Genomic DNA, 23,674 nt, shown 5'->3' on the forward strand with positions numbered 1-23,674 from the left:
CATGAATAGAAAAAGATACATCCCCACAGGCGGATTAATTGCCCTGATAATTCTCCTTCTCCTTGCATCCTGTCAGGGAAAAGGTCCCGGTGCACAGGGAGCTGCGGAAGAGGAGGAGACCCTCTTTGCCGTCAACGTAACGAAGGCGGTCCAGGGTCAGCTCTACGACTACCTTGAGGTCAACGGCGACATAGTGGCCCAGTCCAGCGTGGATATTTATGCCGACACCAGCGGAAAGCTCTTCCGGCTGAATGTGGCCGTGGGAGACTACGTGTACAAAGACCAGGTAATCGCCGAGGTGGACCCCTCCCGTCCCGGACAGACCTTCGCAACCAGCCCGGTAAAGAGCCCCATTTCCGGAACAATCACCCGGGTCCCCTCGGATATCGGCGCCTCCATAAGCACGGCTGTTCCGGTAGCTACGGTGAGCAAGGTGGACAGCCTGGAGATTAAAACCGGCGTTGCCGAACGCTATATAGCCCGGGTCCGAAAGGGGCAGGAAGCCCTGGTCGAGCTCGAGGCCTACCCGCAGCAGCGCTTCAAAGCCTTCGTAAGCGAGGTGAGCCCGGTGGTGGACCCTGTAACACGAACCCTTGCCGTTACCCTGGCTTTCCGTGATCAGGACCGCCGCATAAAAGCCGGCATGTTCGCCAAGGCGAAGATCATCGTCGAAAACAGGCAGAACGTAATAAAGATTCCCGCTGAATGCATGATTCAGCGCCAGGAGGGCAACACCGTTTTCGTCGTCACTGCTGAGTCAAGGGTCGAAGCGCGGCGGATTGTACCGGGCATTCTGATCGACCAGAAACTCGAAGTAGTGGAAGGTTTACGAGCCGGAGAAACCGTGGTTATCCGCGGACAGACCCTGCTTGAGGATCAGGCAAAGGTTCGTATCATCGACGAGATTCCCGGTCTGGAAGAGGCTGACAGCATTCTTTAAGCCCGGACACACAGAAAGGATTATCCTATGAGCATAACAAAAACCGTGGTCGGCCGCCCCACAACGACGGCCATCATATTCGTACTGCTGATCGCCCTGGGTTTCTACGCCATAAGCGATCTGGCCATCGACCTCTACCCGGACATAGAACCCCCGGTGCTTCTGCTCTTTACCGACTACAGCGGAGCCGGCCCGGAGGAGGTGGAAAAGCGGATAACCCGTCCCCTTGAAGGGGGATTGAGCAACGTGGGCAACATAGAAGAGATAACCTCCACCTCCGCGGAGGGGAACAGCATGATCCAGATCGAGTTTACCTGGGGCACCGATATGGCGGAGGCCGCCAACGATGTCCGGGACAAACTGGAGTTCGTAAAGGACATGCTTCCCGAGGAGGCCTCGACGCCCCAGATATTCAAGTTCGATCCCTCCATGATTCCCATCATGTACCTGAATGTGAGCGGGAACAGAAGTCCCGAAGACCTGCGGGAAATCGCGGAAAAGATCATCCAGCCCCGGCTCGAGCAGGTCGAGGGGGTAGCCCTGGTCAGTGTGGCGGGGGGACGGCAGCGTATAATCCGGGTCGAGGTTCCCCAGAACCGCCTGGAGGCCTACAACCTTACCCTGACCCAGATTCAGGGAATGCTGCAGCAGCAGAACGTCTCCCTTTCCGGCGGTTCCGTGGGGGAGGGAAACATCAACTATCTTGTCAGTACCGCCGGGGATTTTCAGTCCATCAAGCAGATCAGGGATTCGGTTATCGCCTATAAAGCGAAAAGCTCGGGTGCAGCTGCTGCCGCCGGATACAGCCCCACCCAGACAATACGTCTGGGGGACCTCGCCAATGTCTACGACGGATATGCCGATGAAACCAACGCCATCTTTATCAACGGAAAAGACGGGGTTTTTCTCACCGTTCAGAAACAGAGCGGAACCAACTCCGTACGGACCGCAGACAACGTGCTTGAGCGGATAAGGCGCATCAATACCGAGCTGCCCGCGGGGGTACAGATGGCGGTAATCTATGACACAACCAAGATAATCCGGGCGTCCCTGCAGCAGGTTTCCAGTTCCGCCATAACCGGCGGTATTCTGGCCGTGGTGATTCTTCTCCTCTTTCTGCGGAGCTTTCGCACCACCCTGATTATCGGCCTGACCATTCCCATATCCTTTGTCATTACCCTGATGCTCATGTATTTTGCCGGTCTGACCCTGAACATCATGACCCTGTCCGGACTTGCCCTGGGTATCGGCATGCTGGTGGACAACTCCATTGTCATCCTGGAGAACATCTTCCGCTATCGGGAGAAGGGCGCAAAGCTCAAGACCTCCGCGGTAATCGGAACCCGGGAGATGATCAACGCAATCGTCGCCTCCACCCTGACGACAATCTGCGTCTTTGCGCCCCTGGCGATCTTCAAGTCCCAGCTGGCAATGATCGGGGAACTTTTTGCCGGACTCTCCTTCACGGTTGTTATTTCACTGCTCTCTTCCCTGGCTGTGGCCATGTTCCTGGTACCGGTGCTCTCCAGCCACTACCTCCCCATCAGGTCAAATCTGCAGCGTCCCAGAAAAGGTCTCTCCAAGAGAATCGATGATTTTCTTGGCGGCTTTTTCAACGCCCTGGACGAGCTCTACAAGCGAAGCCTGGCCAGGGTGCTGCGGCATAAGCTGCTGACCATACTCCTGGTTGTGCTGATTTTTGCCGGGAGTCTTTCTCTTCTTACGATAGCAAGCTATGAGTTCATGCCCGAAATGGACGATGACTTTATCGAGCTCAGCGTCGAGTTGCCCCTGGGAACGAGGCTGGAGTTAACCAAGGATGTTATGCGCCAGCTCGAAAGCATCGCCCGGGACGAAATCCAGGCCTATTCCAGTCTGATCGTCTCGGCGGGAGAACGGAGTTTCTTTGGATTTCTCGGAAGCCTGCAGACCCACAAGGGGACCCTGAGCATAACCCTTCCGCCCTACCAGGAGCGGGTGGAAACCTCCACCCAGGTGGAACAGATACTCCGCTCCCATTTTAACGAGTTCCCTTCGGCGGTCTTCGAGTTCACCGCCGGCGGACCGGGAGGCGGCGGTACCCCCATCGATGTTCTGGTCAAAACCGACGACATGGAGCTGGGCAGGGAAACCGCCTACCGGATACGGGACCTCATGAAAGAGGAGATCCCGGAGATTACCGAACCGGTGGTATCCCTCCAGGAAGGGCTGCCGGAACTGGACATCGTGATCGACCGCGACCGGGCCTACGAACTGGGTCTTACCATGGCGGCCATCGGTCAGGAGATCCGGGCCAACGTGGAGGGGGTTACGGCATCCCGCTACAACGACGAAGGCAACGAATACGATATCCTGCTTATCCTGCCGGAGGAGGACCGCAACGAAATACCGGACCTGGAAAAGATCTTTGTGGTCAACTCCGCCGGACAGCACATACCCCTGGCAAGTTTCGCTTCCACCACAAAGACCACCGGACCGGTCAGCATTAACAGGGAAAACCAGACCAGGACCATTCACGTGCAGGGGGGTCTGGCACCGGGGGCAAAGCTGCAGGAGGTGGAACTCGGGCTCAGGAGGCTTATTGCCGACAGGATACCGGTAAACGAAAACGTCGTGCTGGAGTACTCCGGAGATTACGCGGAGCTGATGGAATACGGAATGAAATTCGTGGTCATCCTGATCATCTCCATTCTGCTGGTTTTTGGAGTCATGGCGAGCCAGTTTGAATCCTTTCTGGATCCCTTTATCATCTTTTTTACCATCCCCCTGGTACTGGTGGGGGTCATTCTCATATACATCCTGACCGGACAAAGCTTCAGTATCTTTACCGCCGTGGGACTGGTCATGCTGGTGGGAATCGTCGTCAACAACGGGATCGTCCTTGTGGACTACACCAACCTGCTTCGAAAGCGCGGAATGTCCATAACGGAGGCCTGTATCGAAGCAGGAGGAAACCGTCTGCGCCCCATTCTGATGACCAGTCTTACCACCATCCTCGCCCTTGTGCCCATGGCTTTCTTTGCCGGTGAAGGCGCGGAGCTGGTCCAGCCCATTGGAAAAACCGTGGTGGGCGGTCTCTCCGTCGCGACCTTGCTGACCCTCTTCCTGGTCCCGGTACTCTACGCCCTGCTTAACGGCCGAGCGGAAAAACGGGCCCTCAAAAGGAGACAGAAATCGTGAAAAGAATCGAAATTATCGCCAACCGCTCCATAGAAGGTGACCTTCACGACGCCCTGAAAGAGGCGGGAGCGGCACAGCATTACACCAAGATACCTGTCGTTCACGGGGTCGGAAACTCCGGCCCCCGGATGGGGGACCATATCTGGCCGGAGGAGAATTTCATTATGATTGTCTACTGCGAGGATGAGGAGGCGGCGAAAATCCGCTCCGCGGTGGAGAATTTAAAGACCTTCTTTACCCAGGAGGGAATCAAGCTCTTCGAAATGGAGTGGCGATAAACCGGGCTCGTATTTACAGGAACTCCCGGAGCCGGTCCTCGAAGAGGCTCCACTCCCTGCAGCCCCGCAGGACAGTCCAGAACTCCCCTGCCTGTGCAGCATCGTCGCTTCCGTGTTTCAGATACCCGAAGTAGAGCTTCATCTTCCCCAGGATCCATGGAGGGGCGGCTCCGGAGGCAAGAAACTCGTCGGCAAGGCGCCGTAAAAAATGAGCGATCTCCTTCATGGCAAAGGATTCTTTCCTGCCGCTTCTGATCTCCCGCGCCAGTACCGGCCGGCTCAGGAATCCCCGGCCCAGGAGCCATCCGGCGGTTTCCGGAAAACGGGCAGAGATCCCCTGAAAATCTTCGGCAGAATTAATGTCCCCGCTGTAGAACAGGGAATGCCGGCAGCGGGCAAGGAATTCGCCGTAGGCCTCTCTGTCCGGTGTCCCCCGGTACATCTGCCGTCCCGTCCTGGGATGGAGCACTACAAAGTCCAGGGGAAAATCATTCAGAACCTTCAGGACCTCCCGCCACTCATCAGCCTCCTCGAGGCCGAGACGCAATTTGACCGAGAAGGCCGGAAGATCAGGCCGACAGGAGCGGGAGAGAACCTCTTCTATCAGGTGTGGATGGGGCAGAATCCCGGAACCCCGCTTTTTACGGGTAATGTTCGGTATCGGGCAGCCGATGTTCCAGTTTACCTGGGTGTATCCCAGATCGGCGCAGGCCCGGGAGACATGGACTATCCCCTCTGGATCGGCTCCCAGGATCTGCGGAATCAGCGGCCGGGTTCCGTTGACCCCGGGCAGAACGTCCCGCAGGTGATAGTCATAGCGTCTGGCCCCCCGGATGGTCCCGATAAAGGGCGCAATGGCCCCGTCAAGTCCGCCGAACATCTCCATGGCCGCCCTGCGAAAAGCGGCGGTGGTTATGCCTTCCAGAGGAGCGAGAACAAGGAGAGGGGAGCTTCCGGCGGAGGAACCTAGGCGTAACGGCGAAGGATTACCCACAGCGAGGAGAGTACAATCAGGTCAGGAGCCATATTGTGGAGCCAGACAAGGGCATCGGGCTGAAGAAAATCATTGAGAAAATAGTATAGAACGACCCGCAGGGCCCAGAGAACAAAGACGAAGAGAACCGCGAAAAAGAGGGTCCTGTTGCGGATAAGCAGAAAAAGCCCCACCAGCAGAATGGTACCGGAAACGAGTTCCAGGACAGTAATTATAATCGCAACAACGTCATTTCCTATACCCAGAGCACGAAAGACCTTACTTCCCGTTGAAGTGTAGTCCATGAGCCCCAGCAGTCCGGATACTATTAAAAACAGAGAAACCGCGAGCTGCAGAAAAAAGATTCCGTCCACGGATTTTTCCCGATTAGCCATATTATCTCCTATATATGAATGTCTGCTTTTATCATATTCTAGCTGCCCGCGTTGAGCAATACCGGGTAATACCGGACCGTGAAACGTGAGGCCAGCTCCTCGATGGCGAGGGGTTTGTCGAAGAGGTACCCCTGATAGATATTGCAGCCCGCCTCCTGGAGAAACTCGAGCTGGTCCAGGGTTTCCACCCCTTCGGCAACAACGGAAAAACCCAGATCATGGGAGAGCCCGATTATTGCATTGATGATGGTGGATGATTTTCGACTGAAATTCAGGTTTTCCAGAAAAGACTTGTCAATCTTGATGGTCCCCACAGGAAAATCCTTGATTTTTTTCAGGGAAGAGTAGCCTGTTCCAAAATCATCGATGGCAATACTGACCCCCATTTCATTCAACTGCAGCAGTTTTTTCTCCGCCTCGTCCTGGTCCCTCATGATCCCGGTTTCAGTTATTTCCAGTTCAAGAAGGGCGGGATCAAAACCGGTCTTCTCCAGCGCCCGCTGTATGTCCCTCACCAGGTCCGGATGGCCGAACTGAAAGGGTGATAAATTCACCGCCAGAACAGGTTTCTCTTCCCCTTCTCCGGCACAGACACAGCGCTGCCATTCCCTCAGGGCAAGATCCAGTATCTCTCTGCCGAAGGGGATGATAAGTCCGCTGCTCTCGGCCACGGGAATAAACTGATCCGGCGGAATCTGTCCAAGTTCCGGAGAGTTCCAGCGGGCCAGGGCTTCCGCACCGATAATGCGCCCCTTGCGGTCAACCTTCGGCTGAAACAGGGCGTGGAATTCGTTTCCCCCCAGGGCCTGTTCGAACTGACGCTCCAGGGTCCGGCGGGCCTGGATTGAGCTGTGGAGACGGCGGTTATACATCTGGTAGGTGGACTTCCCCCGTTCCTTTGCCATGAAGAGGGCCGTTTCACTGTTCTTGACCAGCATCTCCTCGTTAAAACCGTCGTCCGGATAGACCGCGACACCGATACTGACACTGACCCGGATCCTCTCTCCGAGAATGCCGATCGGCTCCTTGAACACCTCGAGGATCTTCTTGACGATTTCCAGCACATGATCGGTGCGGTTTACATCCGTCACCAGCACTCCGAACTTGTCGCCCTCCAGCCGGGAGACCGAATCGTCCTTGCGGAATGATCTGGAAAGGATCTTCCCGATCTCCACCAGAAGCCTGTCGCCTATCTTGGGCCCGAAAAGGTCATTGACCTCCTTGAAGCGGTCTACCCCGAAACAGAGAACCGCGAAGGTTGTGGACCTGCGCTTTATGTGCCGCAGCTCAAGACCGAGGCGTTCAAAGAACATTCTGCGGTTCGGCAGACGGGTAAGATAGTCGTAGTGTTCATAAAACTGGGCCTTCTCCTCCGCCACCTTCCGGGCGGAGATGTCCCTGAGGGTAACAATGACTCCGGAAATTCGGTGATTGTTCAGCTGGTTATTGCAGTTCGCCTCCATGTGTACCCACTCGTCATCGGTATTCCGCAGGCGAAAATCCAGAATATCGAAGGTGGACATTTCAGTAATCCCGGAAAGGAAGAGGGCGGAGACCCGGTCGATATCCTCGGAATGAATAAAATCCCGAAAGTTCCTGGTGTTCAACGCCTCCGGCCGATACCCAAGGAGGGAGACAACGGCACCCCCGGCATACTCAATTGTCATCGATTCATTGACAACCAGGGTTATCTCCCGGCTCAGCTCAACCATGGCCTTGAGCTTTTCCTCATTACCGAGGAGCCGCTCCTCGTAGCGCTTCCAGTGGGAGATATCAAAGAGGGTAATGACCAGATTACCGGCGTCAAGATAGTTTCCAACCTGCAGCACCAGGTTGCGGTGCAGACCGTTGCGATCGACAATCCGGACTTCGTACTGGTCGGGAACATCCTTGTCCCCGGCGCTGCGTCGTCGATGATAGTAGCGGATCTTCTGCAGGTCTTCCTGGACGACAATATCGTTCCAGTGAACCGTGCGGTTTAAAAACAGTTCGTGGGAATATCCGGTTACTTCAAATACAGACTCGTTGATATATACAAGATCAAGCCGGGCATCCACAACAGCGATGATCACAGCCCTCGACTGCTCCAGAATGCGGCGATAGAATTCTGATGTTTCCCCAAGCTGCGAACTCACGCGATACAATCCTTTATGATACGATTAACGGCATTGTAGCACATAAGATTGAGCCCTCATGCGGGATGTTTTCCCCTGTTTTTGCCCCGGCTCTTTCCCGCCGGCGCCACCAGGCATTTCCCGCCGTAACCGATCAGATCCTTCCTGCCCGCTTTTATCAGGGCCCTTCGCACGAGCTCGGCGTTTTCCCGCCTGTTGAACTGCAGCAGTGCCCGCTGCATCTGTTTTTCATCAGGATCCGAGGGCACGTAAATCTTTTTCATTGTCCTCGGGTCGATCCCGGTATAGTACATGCAGGTGGACACCGTTCCAGGGGTGGGATAATAATCCTGGACCTGCTGGGGAATAAAGCGCTGCTCCTTGAAAAAGAGGGCCAGTTCCACCGCGTCATCCAGGGTGGATCCGGGATGGGAGGAGATAAAATAGGGTACGATGTACTGCTTTTTCCCGAGTTCCGAGTTTATGCTGTCAAAGCGCTTTTTAAAGTCCAGGTAGACCCGGTGCTCCGGTTTCCCCATGGCCGCGAGGACCCGGGACGAGACATGCTCGGGCGCTACCTTGAGCTGGCCGCTTACATGATGTTCGCACAGCTCCCGCAGAAAACGATCGTTCCCTTCGGCCAGCAGATAATCAAAACGGATACCCGAGCGTATAAATACCTTCTTTACCCCCGGGACCCTTCTCAACCTGCCTAAAAGCTGAACATAATCCGAATGGTCCGCATCCAGGGCAGGACAGGGTTCGGGATACAGGCACATCCGGTCGACGCAGGTTCCGCTTTCAAGCTGTTTTTTGCAGGAGGGATGCCGGAAGTTGGCCGTCGGTCCTCCCACGTCGTGAATGTAGCCCTTGAAGCCGGCATGCCGGGTAAGCTCCTCCGCCTCCCTGATAAGGGATTCATGGCTGCGGGACTGGATAATCCGTCCCTGGTGAAAGGTCAGGGCGCAGAAGCTGCAGGAGCCGAAGCAGCCGCGGTTCGAGACCAGGCTGAAGCGAACCTCCTCGATGGCCGGTACGTCCAGGGTGTACATGGGGTGAGGCTCCCTGGCAAAGGGCAGGGAGTAGATCCGGTCGAACTCCTCCCGTTCCAGGGGCCTCTGGGGCGGAAGCTGCAGCACACCGTTACTTCCGTAGGCTTCGTAGAGGGGCTTTGCGCTTACAGGATCGGTATTGCGCATCTGGACGCGGAAACTCTCCGCATAGGCCCTGCGCTCCTTTTTCAGACGGTCATGGGAGGGAAGCACAATCGTCTCTTCCGGCAGAGAATCCTCATCCGCCAGCACAACGGTACCGGGGATGTTCCTGATCTCCCGGATATGTTCCCCCGCGTCCATGCGCCGGGCGATCTCGACGATGCTCCGCTCCGCCATTCCATAGACCAGAAGGTCCGCTTTGGAATCAAGAAGCAGGGAGCGGCGCAGGGAATCGCTCCAGTAATCATAGTGGGCCAGGCGCCTTAAGGAGGCCTCGATACCGCCGATGATGAGGGGCATGCGCTTATAGGCCCGGCGTACCAGGTTGGCGTAGACAATGGAAGCCCGGTCAGGCCTGCGCCCCCCCTCTCCCCCGGGGGAATAGGAGTCGTCCCTGCGGGGCTTTCTGGCCGCCGTATAGTTGGCCACCATGGAATCCAGGTTTCCGGCGCTTACGAGAAATCCCAGGCGGGGACGACCGAACAGGGTCAGGCTTTCCGGAGAACGCCAGTCGGGCTGGGGGATAATCCCCACACGGAAGCCCTCGGCTTCCAGGACACGGCCGATAATAGCCGTTCCAAAAGAGGGGTGATCAACATAGGCGTCGCCGCTTACCAGGATAAAATCGCAGCGGTCCCATCCGCGGTCCGCCATTTCCTGAGCTGTACAGGGCAAAAAAGGTATCATTCAGGGGCAAGTATGACAAAAAAAGAGAGAATTATCCAGAGACGGCCCTAGATCCTTTCCAGTTTCTCCTTTGTATGTTCGTCTCTGACATCCCCGGTATTCAGTGTTCCTGCAGGTTCAAACATCATGATACAGGCTTCGGAATCCGCGTGAGGACGATGAAGAACCCCCCGGGGCACAACGATCAGATCTCCCTCTCCAAGGGGCACCTGCCGATCTTCGAAATCCATTCGGATGGTCCCCTGGACCACGAGGAAGAGCTCGTCCGTCTCCTCGTGCCGGTGCATGGGAAAATCCCCTTCGATCCGGGCTATCTTTACCTGGTACTCATTAACCTGGGCAATTATCCTGGGATCCCATTGTTCGGTGAACAGACTGAATTTTTGCTGAAGATTGATTCTATCCATATCCTTTCCTTTTACCTTTCAGTATACCCCTGTGCTGACAGACACAGGAGATTGAGGGGATAATTATACTCCGGGATTTGCCAAATGATAACAAATAGGTACATTATAGAAACATAGGAAGTTAACCATATACGGAGGAATTGGTATGAATGAATCTTTGCACGCCTACATGCGAGTCGGCATCATACACTTTATGGCCTATCCTGAGGCCGGAAGCGGCAACGGACCGATTGACGAGTCCCTGCGCAAAGTCCTCACGGACGACTACTTTGATGCTGTGGAGATCACCTGGATCAAGGACAGGGAGGTTCGGGACCGGGCCAGACAGATGATCCAGTCCGCCCACATTTCCGTCGCTTTCGGAGCCCAGCCCATGCTCCTGTCCCAGAAGCAGAACGTCAACTCTCTGGACGAGGGAGAACGGAAAAAAGCGGTGGACACCGTTAAAGCCGCCATCGATGAAGCCTACGAGATGGGCGCCGAGGGAACCGCTTTCCTGAGCGGGAAATACGAAGAGGCCGGCAAGGAAGAGGCCTTCCAGGCTCTCCTGAAATCCACCAGGGAAATCTGCGCCTACGCCAAATCAAAGGGAAACATGAAAATTGTCCACGAGGTATTCGATTACGATATCGACAAGGCAAGCCTGATCGGTCCCGCCTCTCTGGCAAAACGATACGCCGAGGAGATAAAAAAGGAGTACGATAATTTCGGACTCATGGTGGACCTGAGCCACATACCCCTGCTCCACGAAAGCATCAAGGAATCCCTGCTTCCCATCAAGGAGCACCTGGTTCATGCCCACATGGGGAACTGCGTCATGAAGGATCCTTCCATGCCCGCCTACGGAGACCAGCATCCCCGCTTCGGCTTTCCCAACAGTGAAAACGATGTACAGGAGCTGACGGAGTACCTGCAGGCCCTCAAGGATATGGGTTTTCTGAACAAGGAGAAACCGCCGATCCTGAGCTTCGAGGTCAAACCCACCGCCGGAGAAGACCCCGATGTAGTCCTGGCCGGTTCCAAGCGCGTCCTGAACAGGGCCTGGACGATGGTGAAATAGAATTCAAACCGGGTGTATCCATTTCGCCGATACACCCGGTTTTTATACACAATAAGCCATTGTTCCAGATAGGATTTTTCGTTTCTCAAAAAACCAAAACTTTTCCTTGACAACAACTAAAACCACCTTTACAGTATTTTTACGGCTTATCATTGGTATACAAAATGTTTTTTATATACATGATTCCAATTATGCCTGATTGTATACACACATCATTCTAACTTTCAGGTTACGGAGCAGGTACCGGCATTATGAACAAGAACCAGATAATTGAGGACATTAAAAAAAAGATTCGCAACGAAGAACTCCTCCCCGGTGCATACCTGATCGAACGTGACTTGTGCGAGCATTACGGCGTCAGCAGGACCCCCATGCGGGAGATCCTCTTCAACCTGGTCAATACAGGGCTTGTTGTACAGCAGCGGGGAAAGGGCTTTTCCGTACGCAAGCTGGACATAAAGCAGCTGTTCGAAATCTTCGAAGCCCGGGAGAGCATCGAGGCCATGGCGGCCAAGCTCTGCTGTCAAAAGGCCAGCAAGGCCGACCATCAGGAACTCAGAAACATCAGGGACCAGCTGGAGGCTATTGATGCCAATGCCCATGCCGACGAAGGCGTAAAGCTCGGCCGGGCCATGCACAGAAAGATAATCGAAACTGCAGGGAACTCTCTGTTGTCGGAGTTTCATGAAAAGCTCAACAACATGGTAACCCTTACCGCCAATATGACCCAGAAAATCTCAGGCATCGAGGTGGATTCCCGGACCTATCATATCTACATCATCAACGCCATTCTCGAAGGCAACGAGGAAATGAGCGAGCAGTATATGCGGGAGCACATCATCATGACCTGTCAGCATCTGCTTCACTCGTTGTATCCGAATTACAGCGGATTACCGGTGGGAACCGGTTCAAATTAGGTTGCTTCCCGGTTTCCGGGTAAAAAAATACATGTTCCTATTAGGAGGGATATTATGAAAGCCATGAAAACACTCATGCAGATCGTCCTTGTTCTGCTCCTTGCATCCACACTGATCTATGCTGAAGGCTCCAAGGAGAGCGCCGGCGGCAGTGCGGACAAGACTTACGAAATGTCGATTTCCTACGGCGGAGCTTCCGGCGGAGAAGACGATATTTCCGCAAAGGAGTTCAAGAAGAGAATCGAAGAGAAATCCAACGGCAGAATCGAAGTTAAACTCTACGGCAACGAACAGCTGGGAAAAGAGGTTGATATCGTCAACATGCTCGAGCTCGGCAACGTAGATATGGCCATTATGGGAACCACGGTTCACCAGCAGGCCGCACCGGAATACAACATCTGGAGTGCCTACTACATCTTCAAGAACAGCGATGAGGTTATGCACGTCCTGAACGGATCCATCGGTGACCGTGTCGAGAAGGCCATGCTCGACAACAAGGGCATCCGGATCATAGGCTACGGACTCAGGGGGCCCCGGCACCTGACTTCTCTCCGGCCCATTCGCAAAGCCTCCGAGGTTCAGGGTCTCAAGATCAGAATTCCCCTCCAGCCCATCTATGTAGAAAGCTGGAAGGCCCTCGGCGCCCAGCCCCAGGCAATCGCTTACGGCGAGCTCTACATGGCCCTGCGCCAGGGTATCGTTGAAGCCCAGGAGAACCCCCTTGCCTATATCTACGCTCCCCACTTTGACGAAGTCCAGGATTACGTAAACCAGACCGCTCACCAGCGGGCCTTCTTTACCTACGTTGTCAGCGAAAAGTTTTTCCAGAAACTCCCCGCCGATCTTCAGGAGCTTGTACTCGAAGAAGGCGAAGGAATTACCCAGTTCCACAACGATCTGCTGGCTGCCGGAGAAGAAGACTACAAGAAAAAGCTGCAGGAGAAGGGCATGGAATTCATCGAGGTGGATGTAGATTCCTTCCAGCAGGCCCTCAAGGATATTCCCAACCAGTTTGCCGACAGCTGGGTAGACGGACTTTACGACGACATCAAGGCTGAAATCGCCAACATGTAAGCGTTGTTTCACATCCTTTTGTTTATGCACAAGCTGCCGTCCAGGACGGCAGCTTTCTTTGTAGAAGACAAAGCTTTATAAAGGTAAAGCTTTTCAATCGAACTGATGAAATGAGGTTTCACAAGAAACATGGAAAAGAAACTTGTTCGTATCCTCGAGACCATCTGCGGAGCATTTCTTGTGGCCATGGTGGCACTGCTCTTTGCACAGGTTGGAACTCGATACATTCTCCAGGGGTCTTTGCTCTGGGCCGGAGAAATCGCCGTATGGTTCTTTGTCTGGATAACCTATCTGGGAGCGGTAATTCTCTACATCAACAAGAAACATATTATCGTTGATATCCTGACCACCTTTTTACCGGAAAAAGTAAACAAGACGATCGAGATGATTTCTTCGGTTATTATTCTCATTTTTCTGTTGATAGTATTTAAAGAATCGATTCCGGTTGTAATCTCCTATTCAAAGCAGACAGCAACCTCTATTGCACTGTCAAAAAAGTACCTCTTTTCTTCCCTTACCGTTTCTACCGGTTTGATGATTCTTTACACAATCTACTCATTCATCCGAAAGCTCAGGAGGCGTTAGTATGCTTACGGTTGTATTAATAACAATGCTTTTGGGCTTTCTCCTGGGGATTCCCGTCGCCATTACCCTTGGCCTGGCAACCTTGTCGTACTTTTTCATGAATCCCGGACTGCCCATGGTTAACATTCCCCTGCGATTTGTAACCGGAGCAGAATCATACACCCTTATGGCGATTCCCCTGTACATGCTTGCGGGGAACATCATGAACAGCACCGGGGTAACCGACAAGATCTTTCGTTTTACCCGTGCCCTCGTCGGCCATTACACCGGCGGAACCGCCCAGGTGAATATTCTCGCCAGCTTTATCTTCTCAGGAATGTCCGGCTCCGCCCTGGCGGACGCCAGCGGCGTGGGAAAGGTACTCATCAAGGCCATGGTCGATGAAGGCTACGATGTCGAGTTCAGTGCGGCGGTAACCGGAGCCTCGGCAACCATCGGACCGGTATTTCCCCCCAGCATTCCCATGGTACTGATCGGCGGTGTAGCGGGAATCTCCGTTGGAAAACTCTTTATCGGAGGAATCATTCCTGGAATCATGCTGGCCATTTACATGATGGTTCTGGTCTATTTTATCTCCAAGAAACGGAACTACCCCAAAAGAAGCAAGGCCAGTCTTCCCGAGCTCGGCAAGGAGTTCTGGGGCGCCTTACCTGCCCTGTCCACACCGGTTGTAATCCTGGGAGGGATTCTCGGCGGATTATTTACCCCCACCGAAGCCGGCGTCGTCGCGGTCTTCTACGCCCTGGTAATCGGCATATTCGTTTACAAACAGCGGGATTTCGGAAAGATTTTTCAGATGTTCGTTGATACGGCCAAGGGAACGGCCAGCATCATGTTCATAGTCGGGGCGGCCTACTCCCTGGCCTGGGTTTTCTCGAAAGAGCAGGTGGGAATTCTTCTTACCGATGGCATTACCGCCCTTTCGTCGAATCCTACGGTTGTGCTGATCCTGATACTTCTGGGATTCCTTGCAGCGGGCTGTGTACTGAATCCATCGGCAAATATCATCATCTTTGTTCCCATGCTGATGCCCCTGGTAATGAGCGTAGGAATCGACCTTGTACACTTCGGTGTACTGGCAACCCTGGTTCTGATGATCGGACTGGTAACGCCGCCTCTGGGCCTGAGTATGTTTATCATATGCGAAATAACAGGCTTAACAACGATGCAGTTTACAAAGGGAATGCTGATCTTTTTTGTAGCTCTGCTGGCAGTTGTAGTCACCATGGTATTTGTTCCGGCAACCATCACCTGGCTGCCCCAGGTTATCATAGGCGGGTAGAAAGCTCGTCAACGACGGGTAAGGGCCGGTTTCCGCCGGCCTTTACTCTATCTTTTTAAAAACCTTATCGTCCTTGTCGTAGTTAAAAATCTCTCCGGTCTCTATCAGGTAGTACCAGCCCAGAATATTGATCTCCTGTTTATCGTAGCGCTCACGGATATACGGGTAGCTCAGCAGATGGTTCATCTGTTCGACGATATTGAGCTGTTCGGTAACCCACTCACGTTTTACCGCATCTTTCATCAACTCAGGATCCTTTTCGATTTTTTCCCGGACCGGTCGTGCCAGCTCCAGCCACTTTTTCGTGTGGGGAGTGTTGGCAAGCTCTTCTTCGCTCATATAGAGGGCATTGCAGCCCCCGCAGTTGGAATGACCGCAGACAATAATATTCTCCACATTCAGCATCTTGACCGCATACTCCACCGCAGAGGTTGTCGAAAGATACTCCTCGGAAGCCCGGTAAAAGGGGACCACATTGGCGATATTCCTGATAATAAAAAGCTCTCCTGGCAGAGTCTTGGTTATCAGATGCGGGACAACCCTGGAATCGGAACACCCGATAAACAGAGAATGGGGGGACTGCTTCTTGCCGAGCTTCTCGAAAAGCTCCCGGAAATGGGTAAAATCCTGAGATGAAAACTCCTTTACACCTTCGAACAGATAATCCATACCAAATCTCCCACTATTCCAAGGGTCCTCTGAGAATGACCGCTTTCAGATCTACCCGTATAGTATAGCATCAGGGCGAAAAAAAACCGGCGAAGACAATGTCCGCCGGTTTCATACTAGATAGACAGAGGCCGATGGGCTTAGCGCTTGACTGCGTTCAGACCGCCATTGATCTTCAGTTCGTTGCCTCTGAAATCCACCTGCAGGGATCCATCCCAATAGAACATGGAGGCAGGATCCGCGCCGTCGGAAACGATGTTACCGGTCTTTTTATCGCTTCCGGGAATTGTCTTGCCGCCGGCTACTCCGGTACTCCAGACTTTGTCCCAGTCGACGCCGTTGGCCTGGCCGTTGCGGGAGAAATCGGTGGAAATCACCTGAGGATTATTTCCGGAAATAAAGCCGATGCTCCGTTTCTGGAAGGTTCCGTTCGGCAGATTGATCCGTCCGCTGCTGTCAGTGACCAGCCTGTAAGCAGTTCCACGATGAACATACTGAATGGTAATAACGCCGCTCCTGTCTTTATCAACAGTCAGGTTATCGATTTTAGGCTGAGCTGATTCGGCAACGGCAAAAAGAAAAAGCCCCCGGAGTGTATCGGGAAGAGCATTTCTTCCTTTTACGTCATAACGATAGGGCTGAAACTTTTCTGTGGACGTCTGGACAGATGCACCGGTTCTGCCGTCGAAATGGTCTTTTTCAACAGCCATGTAGCGGATAGGTCCGGTAAAGGTCAGGTAGTTTGTGCGAGCGGTACCAGTGATATCATACTGATATTCAATGGTCAGATCCTGAGCAGTTACAGCCCCGCCGAGCAGTGCGAAGACAGTAATAAGCGCAAGAATAACGAGATAATTCCTTTTCATTTGCTCCTCCATAATTACCCAAAAAGGTAATTCATAGTAATTTACTCTATTATCGTTCTATTTATATCGTTTCGTCAATATATTAGCTATAACTAATACTGATTATCATTATGTATTTTGTCAGATATGTAATAGCGGCAGGAGATAAAACAGGGGGAGTGCAGCCCGTCAGGAGTCAGTTTTCAGCCATTTATACAGTACAAGGGCATCAACATAGCCCAGAACGGGATGCTTAAACGCCTTCGGTAGCCTGCCCACGGTCGTGAAACCAAGTTTTGTCCAGAGCTTTACGGCAGCGGTGTTGCTGGAGGCGACAAAATTAAACTGCATTGCAAGAAAACCCAGATCCTGAGCGAGCGTCTGGGAATGACGGCACATAAAGGTGGCAATGCCCTGGCCTCTGGCCCGGGACGCCACCATATAACCGCAGTTGCAGACATGAGCGCCTGGCCCATGGTGATTCGGTTTTATATAGTACGTCCCGAGAATTTCTCCGTTCTTCTCCAGCACAAAGGTTTTCAAAGGGGCCCTCATCCAGAGCTCTTCAGCCTCAGATCTTTCGGTATCCGGCTCATAGCCGTAGGTTTCTCCTGCGGACACAACCTCGTGAAAGATGGGCCATATAGCCTGAAAATCCTCTTTTTTCGCTTCACGTATTCTGTATTCCATTAACGTACCTCATATTCAAGAAGAATCATGCCGCCGGGATAGACGCTCTGCCCGGTTAAAGTCAGCCTTCTGTACACTGCAGGGGATGGAAGAAACGGAACACCACCGCCTAAAAGCACCGGAATAATTGCTGGCTCGACGGTGTCCACAAGATTCCAGGTCAGAAGCTGAGAGAACAGCTCTCCGCCTCCGTAAAGCCAGATATCACGACCGGGCTGTCCGCGCAACTCCTTCACCCGACGCTCCAGATCCTTGCTTACAATTTCAACCTCCGGGTGATCCTGCTGTCTGAGCTTTCGTGAAGCAACAAGCACCTGTTTTCCGCGGAAACTCTCTCCGGCTGCACTGACAATTTCGTATGTACGTCGCCCCATCAGCAGGGTATCGAACTGTTCATAGAGCGCATCAAAATCAAATTCAGGCTCCGGCGTTATCCAGTCATAATTGTCCTCCGGCCCTGCAATATATCCGTCGAGACTGCAAGCTACCTGATAGCGGATCTTCCTCATCTGTGGATAAGCTTCTTGACGTGGAGACTGTTCATGCCCTCTCGACATACTCTTTTAATCTCCCGTTCATGAGCTCAAATCCGTTTCGCGTATTGTGGTCCAGCATTTTTCTGAATAAGGGGACCAGAATTCCCCGGAAAATCTCCTTCTGTAAAAACGTAGTCGTTCCATCATCATTCTGAATCAGCTCAAAGGAATGTTCGCCGTCAAATAATCCTTTAAAAAACAGATGTCCAATCCACCTCAATTCCCTGTTCGGCTTAAATGTCATTACTTCCGGTTTGATTGTCATCGGATTCATACCGGGCTGATGTAAAACTACAGTTATCTTCTGACCGGCTTGAACATTGCCGGATACGGACCTGATGAAGGGATTCCAGGAGGGGTAATTCGCAAAATCAGAGAATACCTTCCATACTTTTTCTGCATCGGCCTTAATGGTTACTTCTGTGCTTAACTCTTTCATCTTTTACACTCTTTTCACTGCAGTCTTAATTCCTTCATAATCTTTTCAATATCGTTCTATCTGAAGCCCTCCGTCAACAGATTATAAAGAACTACTGTTGAGCGCAATCGCAGATCCAGTCAGGATTAAGAGGAAAGAAGTAATAAGTCATCCGGGAGATCTCCCCTAAGTTCACCATACAGAAGAACCTTGTTGCCGGGGACATGCAGGAATACCTATCTTAGTACTTACAAAGGAAGGATACCCATGGCAGAGACCAGACGAACCGCTCTAATAACCGGTGCATCTTCGGGGATGGGAAAAGAGACAGCCCTTGCCCTGATTCAGGCAGGTTATGATGTTTACGGCGCAGCGAGGCGCATTAACCAGATGGCCGATATAGTGACCGCCGGCGGGCACAGCCTGGAACTGGATATTACGGATGAGAAGTCGATAGTCTCTGCTGTTACATATATAGAAGAGGCGGCAGGAGGCATAGATATCCTGATAAACAATGCAGGGTATGGCTGCTATGGTGCCGTAGAGGATGTTCCTCTGGCAGAGGCGCGGCGTCAGTTCGAGGTCAATCTTTTCGGGCTGGCGCATATTACCCGCCTTGTGCTTCCGGGGATGAGAAAAAGGGGATATGGAAAGATCGTCAATATCTCCTCCATCGGTGGAAAAATCTATATGCCCATGGGAGCCTGGTATCATGCGTCGAAGCATGCGGTGGAAGGTTTCTCCGATGCCCTGCGGTTTGAAGCACGGCCTTTCGGCATCGATGTAATTATTATTGAACCTGGATTAATTCAAACCCACTGGAGCGGTATTGCCACAGATAACATGCTCACATATTCGGGCGGCACAGCTTACGACTCAGCAGCGCGAAAAACAACTGAAATGTTCCGGGGCCTCGAAGGCTCTGATCCCCGCACAGTCGCCAGGATCATCCTAAAGGCCATCTCGGCCAGAAAGCCCCGAAGCCGTTATGCCGTGGGAAAATACGCCCGTCCGTTGCTTACACTGCGCAAAATCCTGCCGGACAGAACCTACGACTGGCTGTTGCGAAAAAGAATAGGAAAATAGGCCCTACTGCAGCTAAGCGTCCCCCATCACTCCTTGGGAGGATCCAGAAGCACACCGCTGCGAGAAACCTCCGGCTCCGTGCACATATTCCGGTTAAAACAACACGGGCGACGTTCGCCTTTTGCCATTTTATCACGTGCCGCATCGATTCGGCGCATACAGGTTTCCCGGTTCTGTGTCGATCTGATCCACCGGATCCAGTCCCAGCGCGCCAGAGTCGTAATGTCCTTCCACAGGGCGAAAACCCCCGGGTCAAGCATCAGCGCCTTCTCCAGATCCTCAGGAACTTCGGGTTCCGGCCAGTCTGTTAACGGTGTAAGCTTCAGCTCGACCGCCTCTCCCGCTTGAATCCCGCAGGAATCCTGCAGGGCTTTATCGACGCTGAGCCAGTGGCTTCCTTTACCGTCCGGCTCAAGCACAGTCCTGAACGAAACATCATTGATGCATGCTTCCACAGAGACAAGCCCTCGGGACGGAAGCTGACTGCTTGCTTCTTTCGCTATCCGCAGAATTGTCCAGACGCCTATTGAAAAAAGGGTCGATCTACAGTGTATAGACTCCGTGTGCCGACCCCTGGTATCGGTACTCATATATAAAATATATAGAGCTTTATATAGAAATAACAGTTTTCTAGTTGAACTTCGTGGTTTTACGAACCGGCCGACTTTTCACGGATTGCTTTTAAACGCTCCGCAAGCTGGGAGAGATGTATTTCCAGATGATCGATATAATCAGTAACCAGAAAAGACAGGCTCAGGTCTCTTCCCTCGTTTTTCCAGCTGTTTTCTTTTTTTGACTCATCCAGGTTTTCAATGATGTGACAAAGCAGCAGGTTAAACTGCTTCCAGAGCTCCAGGAGTTGAGAGTAGGGATATGAATTGTATTTGATTATCTTTATCCAGTTGTAATCATATCCCGGAAAATCAAGGTGACTCACTTCCTGCAATCTGATAAAACGCTGATAATTGTTTGCAGCAGAATCTATCAGGTGTCCGAAGATTTCCTTAACAGACCACGCATCCGGAGATACATTGATCGATGCCGTTGTGTCATCGATTCCGCAGTAGAGTTCATATTGTTCGTCAATATGTTTTCGAAGCCGCAGAGTTTCACTCCTCATATTATTTCCTCTTTAATTCACCTGGTATTCCCATTCTTCAGCCAATATCGCATAGATCAAATCATCTTCCCAATTTCCATCAATTAACAGACTCCTCTTAAACAGTCCTTCCTTCCGAAAGCCAAGACTTTCCAGCAAGGCTATTGAGGCAGTATTTTGGGGATCTGTAGATGCTGTTATCCTGTGTTTTTGCAGAACTTTGAATAAGTAATTTACCACACCGATTACAGATTCCTTACCATACCCCTTTTTCTGATACACCGGATGTATTGTATAACCAATTTCGCATTGACTGTTTTCCGGACCGATAAAGTGTATGCCGATATCCCCTATCATTGTACTATTGTGGAAAATACCCAGCTGAAACCATCTCCCTTCCTCGTTAAAGCCGGTTGTGCTGTTCCTGATAAAATCTTCAATTTCATGTAGTGTTCCCGGCTTGAAGGTTTGAAACAGGAAGATTTCCTCCTTTGTCCGGTATTCAAACATGGCGGAGGCATCAGCGAGAGTTATCGGCTTTATTGTGAGCCTTTCAGTCCTGATCAATATTTTGTTCCCCGGCTTCTGCTCTTTTCCAAAAACCAGGATTGTGTCACAAGCAGCACCTGATAATCTGTATTTCAGAATCTCCTGATAATCATCAGAATAATACCACTCTTTAAAATCCTCTCTGTTTGGGAACTCTATTAGAACAGATTTTGAGTACTTCCAGTTTCCTTCCAGTATTTCAGGTGCAGAATCTACAGCCAAATATTTCCCATTACATCTTGAAAATATATCATCACATTTGTCTAAATATTTTTGATACAGATTCGAATCTGTTATTCTGATTTGGGCAAGGAAATAGACAGCACTCATTTTTCCTCCTTAAAGAAACAACCAGGGTATAGAAATACAATGACCGGATTCTGGATTTACCGGAATGTATTGTTTTATGACTATTCCCACTTTTGAATCTCGATAATATTTCCTTCAGGATCCTTTGCATACACGACGGTAATTTTACCAACTCCGTCAATTTCTGCATCGATTAATCTTCCGACTACGGATCCCCCGTTTTCCAGTAAAAGGTTTAATTTTAGTTCTACATCTTCCACTGCAAAGGCAATATGACCAAAACCTTCTAAGTTTATCTTTTTGCTTGTATTGATAATTTCGTCATTATATTCGAAAATTTCCAACGTCGGTCCGGCGATATCATAGCCTGGAAGAAGCAAATGCATTCCTTTAATGCTTGCATTTGATAAACTGGTTAATCTATCCAGCCATTCACCTGAAAGATCTCTTTGCGGTGGCTTTGGTCTGCAATCAAATACCCGGATATAAAAATCAGCTAGTTTTTTCCAGTTTTTACTTATAATATTTTTATGAGAGAATTTTGTCGCCACATCTTATCCTTCATGCTCTATAAAAGAAGCATTATAATTCATTTTATGTCATCCATATAGGTGTTTTTCATATCTACAGTTAACAGGATAAAAACCTGCTATATATTGTGAGCCATCCTTATTTTTTGTTTTGAAAGAACTCTTCTATTTCCTTGATTATCTCATTTGGTTTATCGATTTGCATCAGATGATTTGATTCAGGGATCGACCTGAACGTGGAATTAGGTAAGATCTCATGCAGACGCTTTCCAATTTCCAATGGTATCCAGTTATCATTTTCCCCCCATAATATTCTAATCATATTCCTTATATTACAAAGTCTATCTTCAATTTCTGCAGTATATTTTTGATCCATCTGAGCTATTTGTCGATAAAAAGCTTTTTTCCCTGATTTTGATAACCACGGCTCAACAAGAAAGTCTATTTCTTTATCTGTCACTTTTTTATAAATTGCATCTCTAATATAGGCTTGAACCATAGCTTTATGAATATAATCGGGTATTTCATTGAATACACCTTCATGTTTGTTAACGTGCTTCACAAATGGTGATCCCCATGGAGACAGGGCGACAACGTCAATAAGCATAATTTTTCTGTAATGACAATTATTTAGAATAATTGATCGAAGAAGTGTCGCTCCTCCAAAATCATGAGCGACAACATCCGGTTTATCAAGTCCCCAAAAAGTCAGAAGTTCAGACAAGACATTATTCTGAATAGCAAGAGAAACATCCTCCGCCTTTTCAGAAAGTCCATAGCCCAACAGATCATATGTGTAGATTTCATGCTTATGCTTTACAGCATCTTTTATTTCGGACCATTCCTTTGAGGAAAATGGAGTACCATGTATCATCAGCAACGGACTTCCATTTCCGCTTATCTCATAATTAATTTCTCCAAATGAAGATTTAAATATCATCTATTCTCCCTTAGCGATATATGGGAAAGAGCATTTCAGATATTGTATTTCATTTTCCTGTTATACAATATACTAAATCTATTCGATAAAAAGTCCTGCTGCCGCACATAGGAAAACTATTATCAAAATAATCCATGTTAGTATGAACAATATGGCGAAAAACCAGTTCTTCTTTAATTGTACCGGCTCCTGACGGGCCTTTTTTCTCGACTCAGCCATAATTTCCTCAGGGATGAGTTTGATTGAAAACGTAATCAATACCGGGATGATTATTAGATCATCCAAATAACCAAGAATTGGAATAAAATCAGGAATAAGGTCAATCGGGCTGAGCGCATAACCAAGAGCGATAATAATCATAACTTTTGGTAACAGTCTTATCTTCGGATTTTGATATGCATAGTAAATCGCTGTAATTTCATTCTTCAGACTATCTGTTCTTGTTTTCATTTCTTCGACAATTTTCATCATTCTTTACATTATTTAGAATACATCACACTTATCCAAATACTTTTGATATTGTGAGTCGTCGGGATCCCGTCCAAAAATGTTCGCAATTTAGATAACTAAAAGGAGCCACCATTTCCTCCGATGGGTTAAGTGACCAAACAAAACCATAAGGAGAGTTAACAGTGGCTCCACGTAACAGTACCAAAGATTTCAAGAACCTTCTATCCCAGTTTATCGGTGAATCTGACCCTCTCTTCGAGATGTTGAAGTGGACAACCGAGCAGCTCATGAAGATTGAGGCTGAAGGCATTGTTGGCGCCGAAAAGGGACAACATTCAGAAAGTCGACGAACGTACTTTTCCGGAACTCGAGTACGACGCTTCGATACGCGATTAGCCCGCATTTCTCACAAACCAGCGAGGACCCTGCATTAAATCAGTATCAGAC

25 protein-coding genes and 1 pseudogene are annotated in these 23,674 nt (G+C 50.6%); 10 read left to right on the forward strand and 16 right to left on the reverse strand.

Features of this window, described 5'->3' with window-relative positions:
• Window position 1: 1 nt before the first annotated feature.
• Genes B4O97_RS15115 through B4O97_RS15125 form a run of 3 tightly spaced genes read left to right on the forward strand, consistent with a single transcriptional unit; the run spans window position 2 to window position 4,398 of the window.
• On the forward strand, window positions 2-940 hold the full coding sequence (locus B4O97_RS15115; protein ID WP_083052088.1) for an efflux RND transporter periplasmic adaptor subunit: 939 nt from the start codon (window positions 2-4) through the stop codon (window positions 938-940).
• A gap of 27 nt (window positions 941-967) precedes the next feature.
• Window positions 968-4,120: an efflux RND transporter permease subunit gene (locus B4O97_RS15120; RefSeq protein ID WP_083052090.1), complete on the forward strand. Its 3,153-nt coding sequence runs from the start codon at window positions 968-970 to the stop codon at window positions 4,118-4,120.
• Window positions 4,117-4,398 carry a PG0541 family transporter-associated protein gene (locus B4O97_RS15125; protein ID WP_083052091.1) on the forward strand — a complete coding sequence of 94 codons (282 nt, stop codon included), beginning with the start codon at window positions 4,117-4,119 and terminating at the stop codon, window positions 4,396-4,398. The genes B4O97_RS15120 and B4O97_RS15125 overlap by 4 nt, the downstream gene beginning before the upstream one ends.
• Before the next feature lie 13 nt (window positions 4,399-4,411).
• Here B4O97_RS15125 and B4O97_RS15130 read toward each other — a convergent pair whose 3' ends face one another.
• The 5 genes from B4O97_RS15130 to B4O97_RS15150 are packed head-to-tail and all read right to left on the reverse strand — an operon-like array spanning window position 4,412 to window position 10,188.
• Window positions 4,412-5,392 (reverse strand): tRNA-dihydrouridine synthase family protein, encoded by a 981-nt coding sequence (locus B4O97_RS15130; protein ID WP_083052093.1) that lies wholly within the window; start codon window positions 5,390-5,392, stop codon window positions 4,412-4,414.
• Window positions 5,365-5,766, reverse strand: coding sequence for a hypothetical protein (locus B4O97_RS15135; RefSeq protein WP_083052094.1), 402 nt, complete (start codon window positions 5,764-5,766; stop codon window positions 5,365-5,367). The genes B4O97_RS15130 and B4O97_RS15135 overlap by 28 nt, the downstream gene beginning before the upstream one ends.
• Before the next feature lie 38 nt (window positions 5,767-5,804).
• The gene (locus tag B4O97_RS15140; protein ID WP_158084328.1) at window positions 5,805-7,901 is read right to left on the reverse strand and encodes a putative bifunctional diguanylate cyclase/phosphodiesterase; all 2,097 of its coding nucleotides are present in this window, start codon (window positions 7,899-7,901) and stop codon (window positions 5,805-5,807) included.
• Between the two features lie 56 nt (window positions 7,902-7,957).
• The gene (locus B4O97_RS15145) at window positions 7,958-9,769 is read right to left on the reverse strand and encodes a YgiQ family radical SAM protein (protein ID WP_332891047.1); all 1,812 of its coding nucleotides are present in this window, start codon (window positions 9,767-9,769) and stop codon (window positions 7,958-7,960) included.
• Between the two features lie 59 nt (window positions 9,770-9,828).
• On the reverse strand, window positions 9,829-10,188 hold the full coding sequence (locus B4O97_RS15150) for a cupin domain-containing protein (protein WP_083052099.1): 360 nt from the start codon (window positions 10,186-10,188) through the stop codon (window positions 9,829-9,831).
• Window positions 10,189-10,333: 145 nt separating this feature from the next.
• On the opposite strand from B4O97_RS15150, the gene B4O97_RS15155 reads away from it, so the two are divergent.
• From B4O97_RS15155 to B4O97_RS15175, 5 genes are all read left to right on the forward strand, one after another.
• A complete protein-coding gene (locus B4O97_RS15155) occupies window positions 10,334-11,248 on the forward strand; it encodes a sugar phosphate isomerase/epimerase family protein (protein ID WP_083052100.1) in 915 nt (304 codons plus the stop codon).
• Between the two features lie 251 nt (window positions 11,249-11,499).
• On the forward strand, window positions 11,500-12,165 hold the full coding sequence (locus tag B4O97_RS15160) for a GntR family transcriptional regulator (protein WP_083052102.1): 666 nt from the start codon (window positions 11,500-11,502) through the stop codon (window positions 12,163-12,165).
• A gap of 54 nt (window positions 12,166-12,219) precedes the next feature.
• Window positions 12,220-13,239, forward strand: coding sequence for a TRAP transporter substrate-binding protein (locus tag B4O97_RS15165; RefSeq protein ID WP_083052103.1), 1,020 nt, complete (start codon window positions 12,220-12,222; stop codon window positions 13,237-13,239).
• A 129-nt stretch (window positions 13,240-13,368) separates the two neighbouring features.
• Window positions 13,369-13,824 carry a TRAP transporter small permease gene (locus tag B4O97_RS15170; protein WP_083052105.1) on the forward strand — a complete coding sequence of 152 codons (456 nt, stop codon included), beginning with the start codon at window positions 13,369-13,371 and terminating at the stop codon, window positions 13,822-13,824.
• A gap of 1 nt (window position 13,825) precedes the next feature.
• A complete protein-coding gene (locus B4O97_RS15175; protein ID WP_083052106.1) occupies window positions 13,826-15,106 on the forward strand; it encodes a TRAP transporter large permease in 1,281 nt (426 codons plus the stop codon).
• 42 nt (window positions 15,107-15,148) lie between these two features.
• Here the strand turns inward: B4O97_RS15175 and B4O97_RS15180 are convergent, their stop codons facing one another.
• From B4O97_RS15180 to B4O97_RS15200, 5 genes are all read right to left on the reverse strand, one after another.
• Window positions 15,149-15,775 carry a carbonic anhydrase gene (locus B4O97_RS15180; protein WP_083052108.1) on the reverse strand — a complete coding sequence of 209 codons (627 nt, stop codon included), beginning with the start codon at window positions 15,773-15,775 and terminating at the stop codon, window positions 15,149-15,151.
• Between the two features lie 140 nt (window positions 15,776-15,915).
• Window positions 15,916-16,641 (reverse strand): hypothetical protein, encoded by a 726-nt coding sequence (locus B4O97_RS15185; protein ID WP_083052109.1) that lies wholly within the window; start codon window positions 16,639-16,641, stop codon window positions 15,916-15,918.
• A 168-nt stretch (window positions 16,642-16,809) separates the two neighbouring features.
• The gene (locus B4O97_RS15190; RefSeq protein WP_083052111.1) at window positions 16,810-17,310 is read right to left on the reverse strand and encodes a GNAT family N-acetyltransferase; all 501 of its coding nucleotides are present in this window, start codon (window positions 17,308-17,310) and stop codon (window positions 16,810-16,812) included.
• Window positions 17,310-17,819: a dihydrofolate reductase family protein gene (locus B4O97_RS15195; RefSeq protein WP_083052112.1), complete on the reverse strand. Its 510-nt coding sequence runs from the start codon at window positions 17,817-17,819 to the stop codon at window positions 17,310-17,312. The genes B4O97_RS15190 and B4O97_RS15195 overlap by 1 nt, the downstream gene beginning before the upstream one ends.
• A gap of 31 nt (window positions 17,820-17,850) precedes the next feature.
• On the reverse strand, window positions 17,851-18,285 hold the full coding sequence (locus B4O97_RS15200) for an SRPBCC domain-containing protein (RefSeq protein WP_083052114.1): 435 nt from the start codon (window positions 18,283-18,285) through the stop codon (window positions 17,851-17,853).
• Between the two features lie 246 nt (window positions 18,286-18,531).
• On the opposite strand from B4O97_RS15200, the gene B4O97_RS15205 reads away from it, so the two are divergent.
• The gene (locus B4O97_RS15205; RefSeq protein WP_083052115.1) at window positions 18,532-19,350 is read left to right on the forward strand and encodes an oxidoreductase; all 819 of its coding nucleotides are present in this window, start codon (window positions 18,532-18,534) and stop codon (window positions 19,348-19,350) included.
• Window positions 19,351-19,376: 26 nt separating this feature from the next.
• On the opposite strand, the gene B4O97_RS15210 is transcribed toward B4O97_RS15205, so the two are convergent.
• The 6 genes from B4O97_RS15210 to B4O97_RS15235 form a co-directional block, all read right to left on the reverse strand.
• The gene (locus B4O97_RS15210) at window positions 19,377-19,940 is read right to left on the reverse strand and encodes a YdeI/OmpD-associated family protein (RefSeq protein WP_083052117.1); all 564 of its coding nucleotides are present in this window, start codon (window positions 19,938-19,940) and stop codon (window positions 19,377-19,379) included.
• A gap of 59 nt (window positions 19,941-19,999) precedes the next feature.
• Window positions 20,000-20,470, reverse strand: coding sequence for a DinB family protein (locus tag B4O97_RS15215; protein ID WP_083052118.1), 471 nt, complete (start codon window positions 20,468-20,470; stop codon window positions 20,000-20,002).
• A 12-nt stretch (window positions 20,471-20,482) separates the two neighbouring features.
• Window positions 20,483-21,328: a GNAT family N-acetyltransferase gene (locus tag B4O97_RS15220; protein ID WP_083052120.1), complete on the reverse strand. Its 846-nt coding sequence runs from the start codon at window positions 21,326-21,328 to the stop codon at window positions 20,483-20,485.
• 80 nt (window positions 21,329-21,408) lie between these two features.
• Window positions 21,409-21,858 (reverse strand): VOC family protein, encoded by a 450-nt coding sequence (locus B4O97_RS15225; RefSeq protein WP_083052121.1) that lies wholly within the window; start codon window positions 21,856-21,858, stop codon window positions 21,409-21,411.
• Window positions 21,859-21,976: 118 nt separating this feature from the next.
• On the reverse strand, window positions 21,977-22,777 hold the full coding sequence (locus B4O97_RS15230) for an alpha/beta fold hydrolase (RefSeq protein WP_083052123.1): 801 nt from the start codon (window positions 22,775-22,777) through the stop codon (window positions 21,977-21,979).
• A 78-nt stretch (window positions 22,778-22,855) separates the two neighbouring features.
• Entirely contained in the window at window positions 22,856-23,245 is a 390-nt protein-coding gene (locus tag B4O97_RS15235) for a YkvA family protein (RefSeq protein WP_083052124.1), read from the reverse strand.
• A gap of 164 nt (window positions 23,246-23,409) precedes the next feature.
• Between B4O97_RS15235 and B4O97_RS19880 the strand changes: the two are divergent.
• Window positions 23,410-23,622, forward strand: a pseudogene (locus tag B4O97_RS19880) (IS256 family transposase); the annotation flags it as partial.
• Between the last annotated feature and the right edge of the window lie 52 nt (window positions 23,623-23,674).

Origin of the sequence: Marispirochaeta aestuarii (assembly GCF_002087085.1) — a bacterium.
GTDB classification, from domain to species: Bacteria; Spirochaetota; Spirochaetia; order JC444; family Marispirochaetaceae; genus Marispirochaeta; species Marispirochaeta aestuarii.

Coding starts and splice junctions, on each gene's coding strand:
- B4O97_RS15115 (WP_083052088.1), top strand. CDS start 2: ATGAATAGAAAAAGATACATCCCCACAGGCGGATTAATTGCCCTGATA.
- B4O97_RS15120 (WP_083052090.1), top strand. CDS start 968: ATGAGCATAACAAAAACCGTGGTCGGCCGCCCCACAACGACGGCCATC.
- B4O97_RS15135 (WP_083052094.1), bottom strand. CDS start 5,766: ATGGCTAATCGGGAAAAATCCGTGGACGGAATCTTTTTTCTGCAGCTC.
- B4O97_RS15150 (WP_083052099.1), bottom strand. CDS start 10,188: ATGGATAGAATCAATCTTCAGCAAAAATTCAGTCTGTTCACCGAACAA.
- B4O97_RS15155 (WP_083052100.1), top strand. CDS start 10,334: ATGAATGAATCTTTGCACGCCTACATGCGAGTCGGCATCATACACTTT.
- B4O97_RS15160 (WP_083052102.1), top strand. CDS start 11,500: ATGAACAAGAACCAGATAATTGAGGACATTAAAAAAAAGATTCGCAAC.
- B4O97_RS15165 (WP_083052103.1), top strand. CDS start 12,220: ATGAAAGCCATGAAAACACTCATGCAGATCGTCCTTGTTCTGCTCCTT.
- B4O97_RS15170 (WP_083052105.1), top strand. CDS start 13,369: ATGGAAAAGAAACTTGTTCGTATCCTCGAGACCATCTGCGGAGCATTT.
- B4O97_RS15175 (WP_083052106.1), top strand. CDS start 13,826: ATGCTTACGGTTGTATTAATAACAATGCTTTTGGGCTTTCTCCTGGGG.
- B4O97_RS15180 (WP_083052108.1), bottom strand. CDS start 15,775: ATGGATTATCTGTTCGAAGGTGTAAAGGAGTTTTCATCTCAGGATTTT.
- B4O97_RS15185 (WP_083052109.1), bottom strand. CDS start 16,641: ATGAAAAGGAATTATCTCGTTATTCTTGCGCTTATTACTGTCTTCGCA.
- B4O97_RS15190 (WP_083052111.1), bottom strand. CDS start 17,310: ATGGAATACAGAATACGTGAAGCGAAAAAAGAGGATTTTCAGGCTATA.
- B4O97_RS15195 (WP_083052112.1), bottom strand. CDS start 17,819: ATGAGGAAGATCCGCTATCAGGTAGCTTGCAGTCTCGACGGATATATT.
- B4O97_RS15200 (WP_083052114.1), bottom strand. CDS start 18,285: ATGAAAGAGTTAAGCACAGAAGTAACCATTAAGGCCGATGCAGAAAAA.
- B4O97_RS15205 (WP_083052115.1), top strand. CDS start 18,532: ATGGCAGAGACCAGACGAACCGCTCTAATAACCGGTGCATCTTCGGGG.
- B4O97_RS15210 (WP_083052117.1), bottom strand. CDS start 19,940: ATGAGTACCGATACCAGGGGTCGGCACACGGAGTCTATACACTGTAGA.
- B4O97_RS15215 (WP_083052118.1), bottom strand. CDS start 20,470: ATGAGGAGTGAAACTCTGCGGCTTCGAAAACATATTGACGAACAATAT.
- B4O97_RS15220 (WP_083052120.1), bottom strand. CDS start 21,328: ATGAGTGCTGTCTATTTCCTTGCCCAAATCAGAATAACAGATTCGAAT.
- B4O97_RS15230 (WP_083052123.1), bottom strand. CDS start 22,777: ATGATATTTAAATCTTCATTTGGAGAAATTAATTATGAGATAAGCGGA.
- B4O97_RS15235 (WP_083052124.1), bottom strand. CDS start 23,245: ATGAAAATTGTCGAAGAAATGAAAACAAGAACAGATAGTCTGAAGAAT.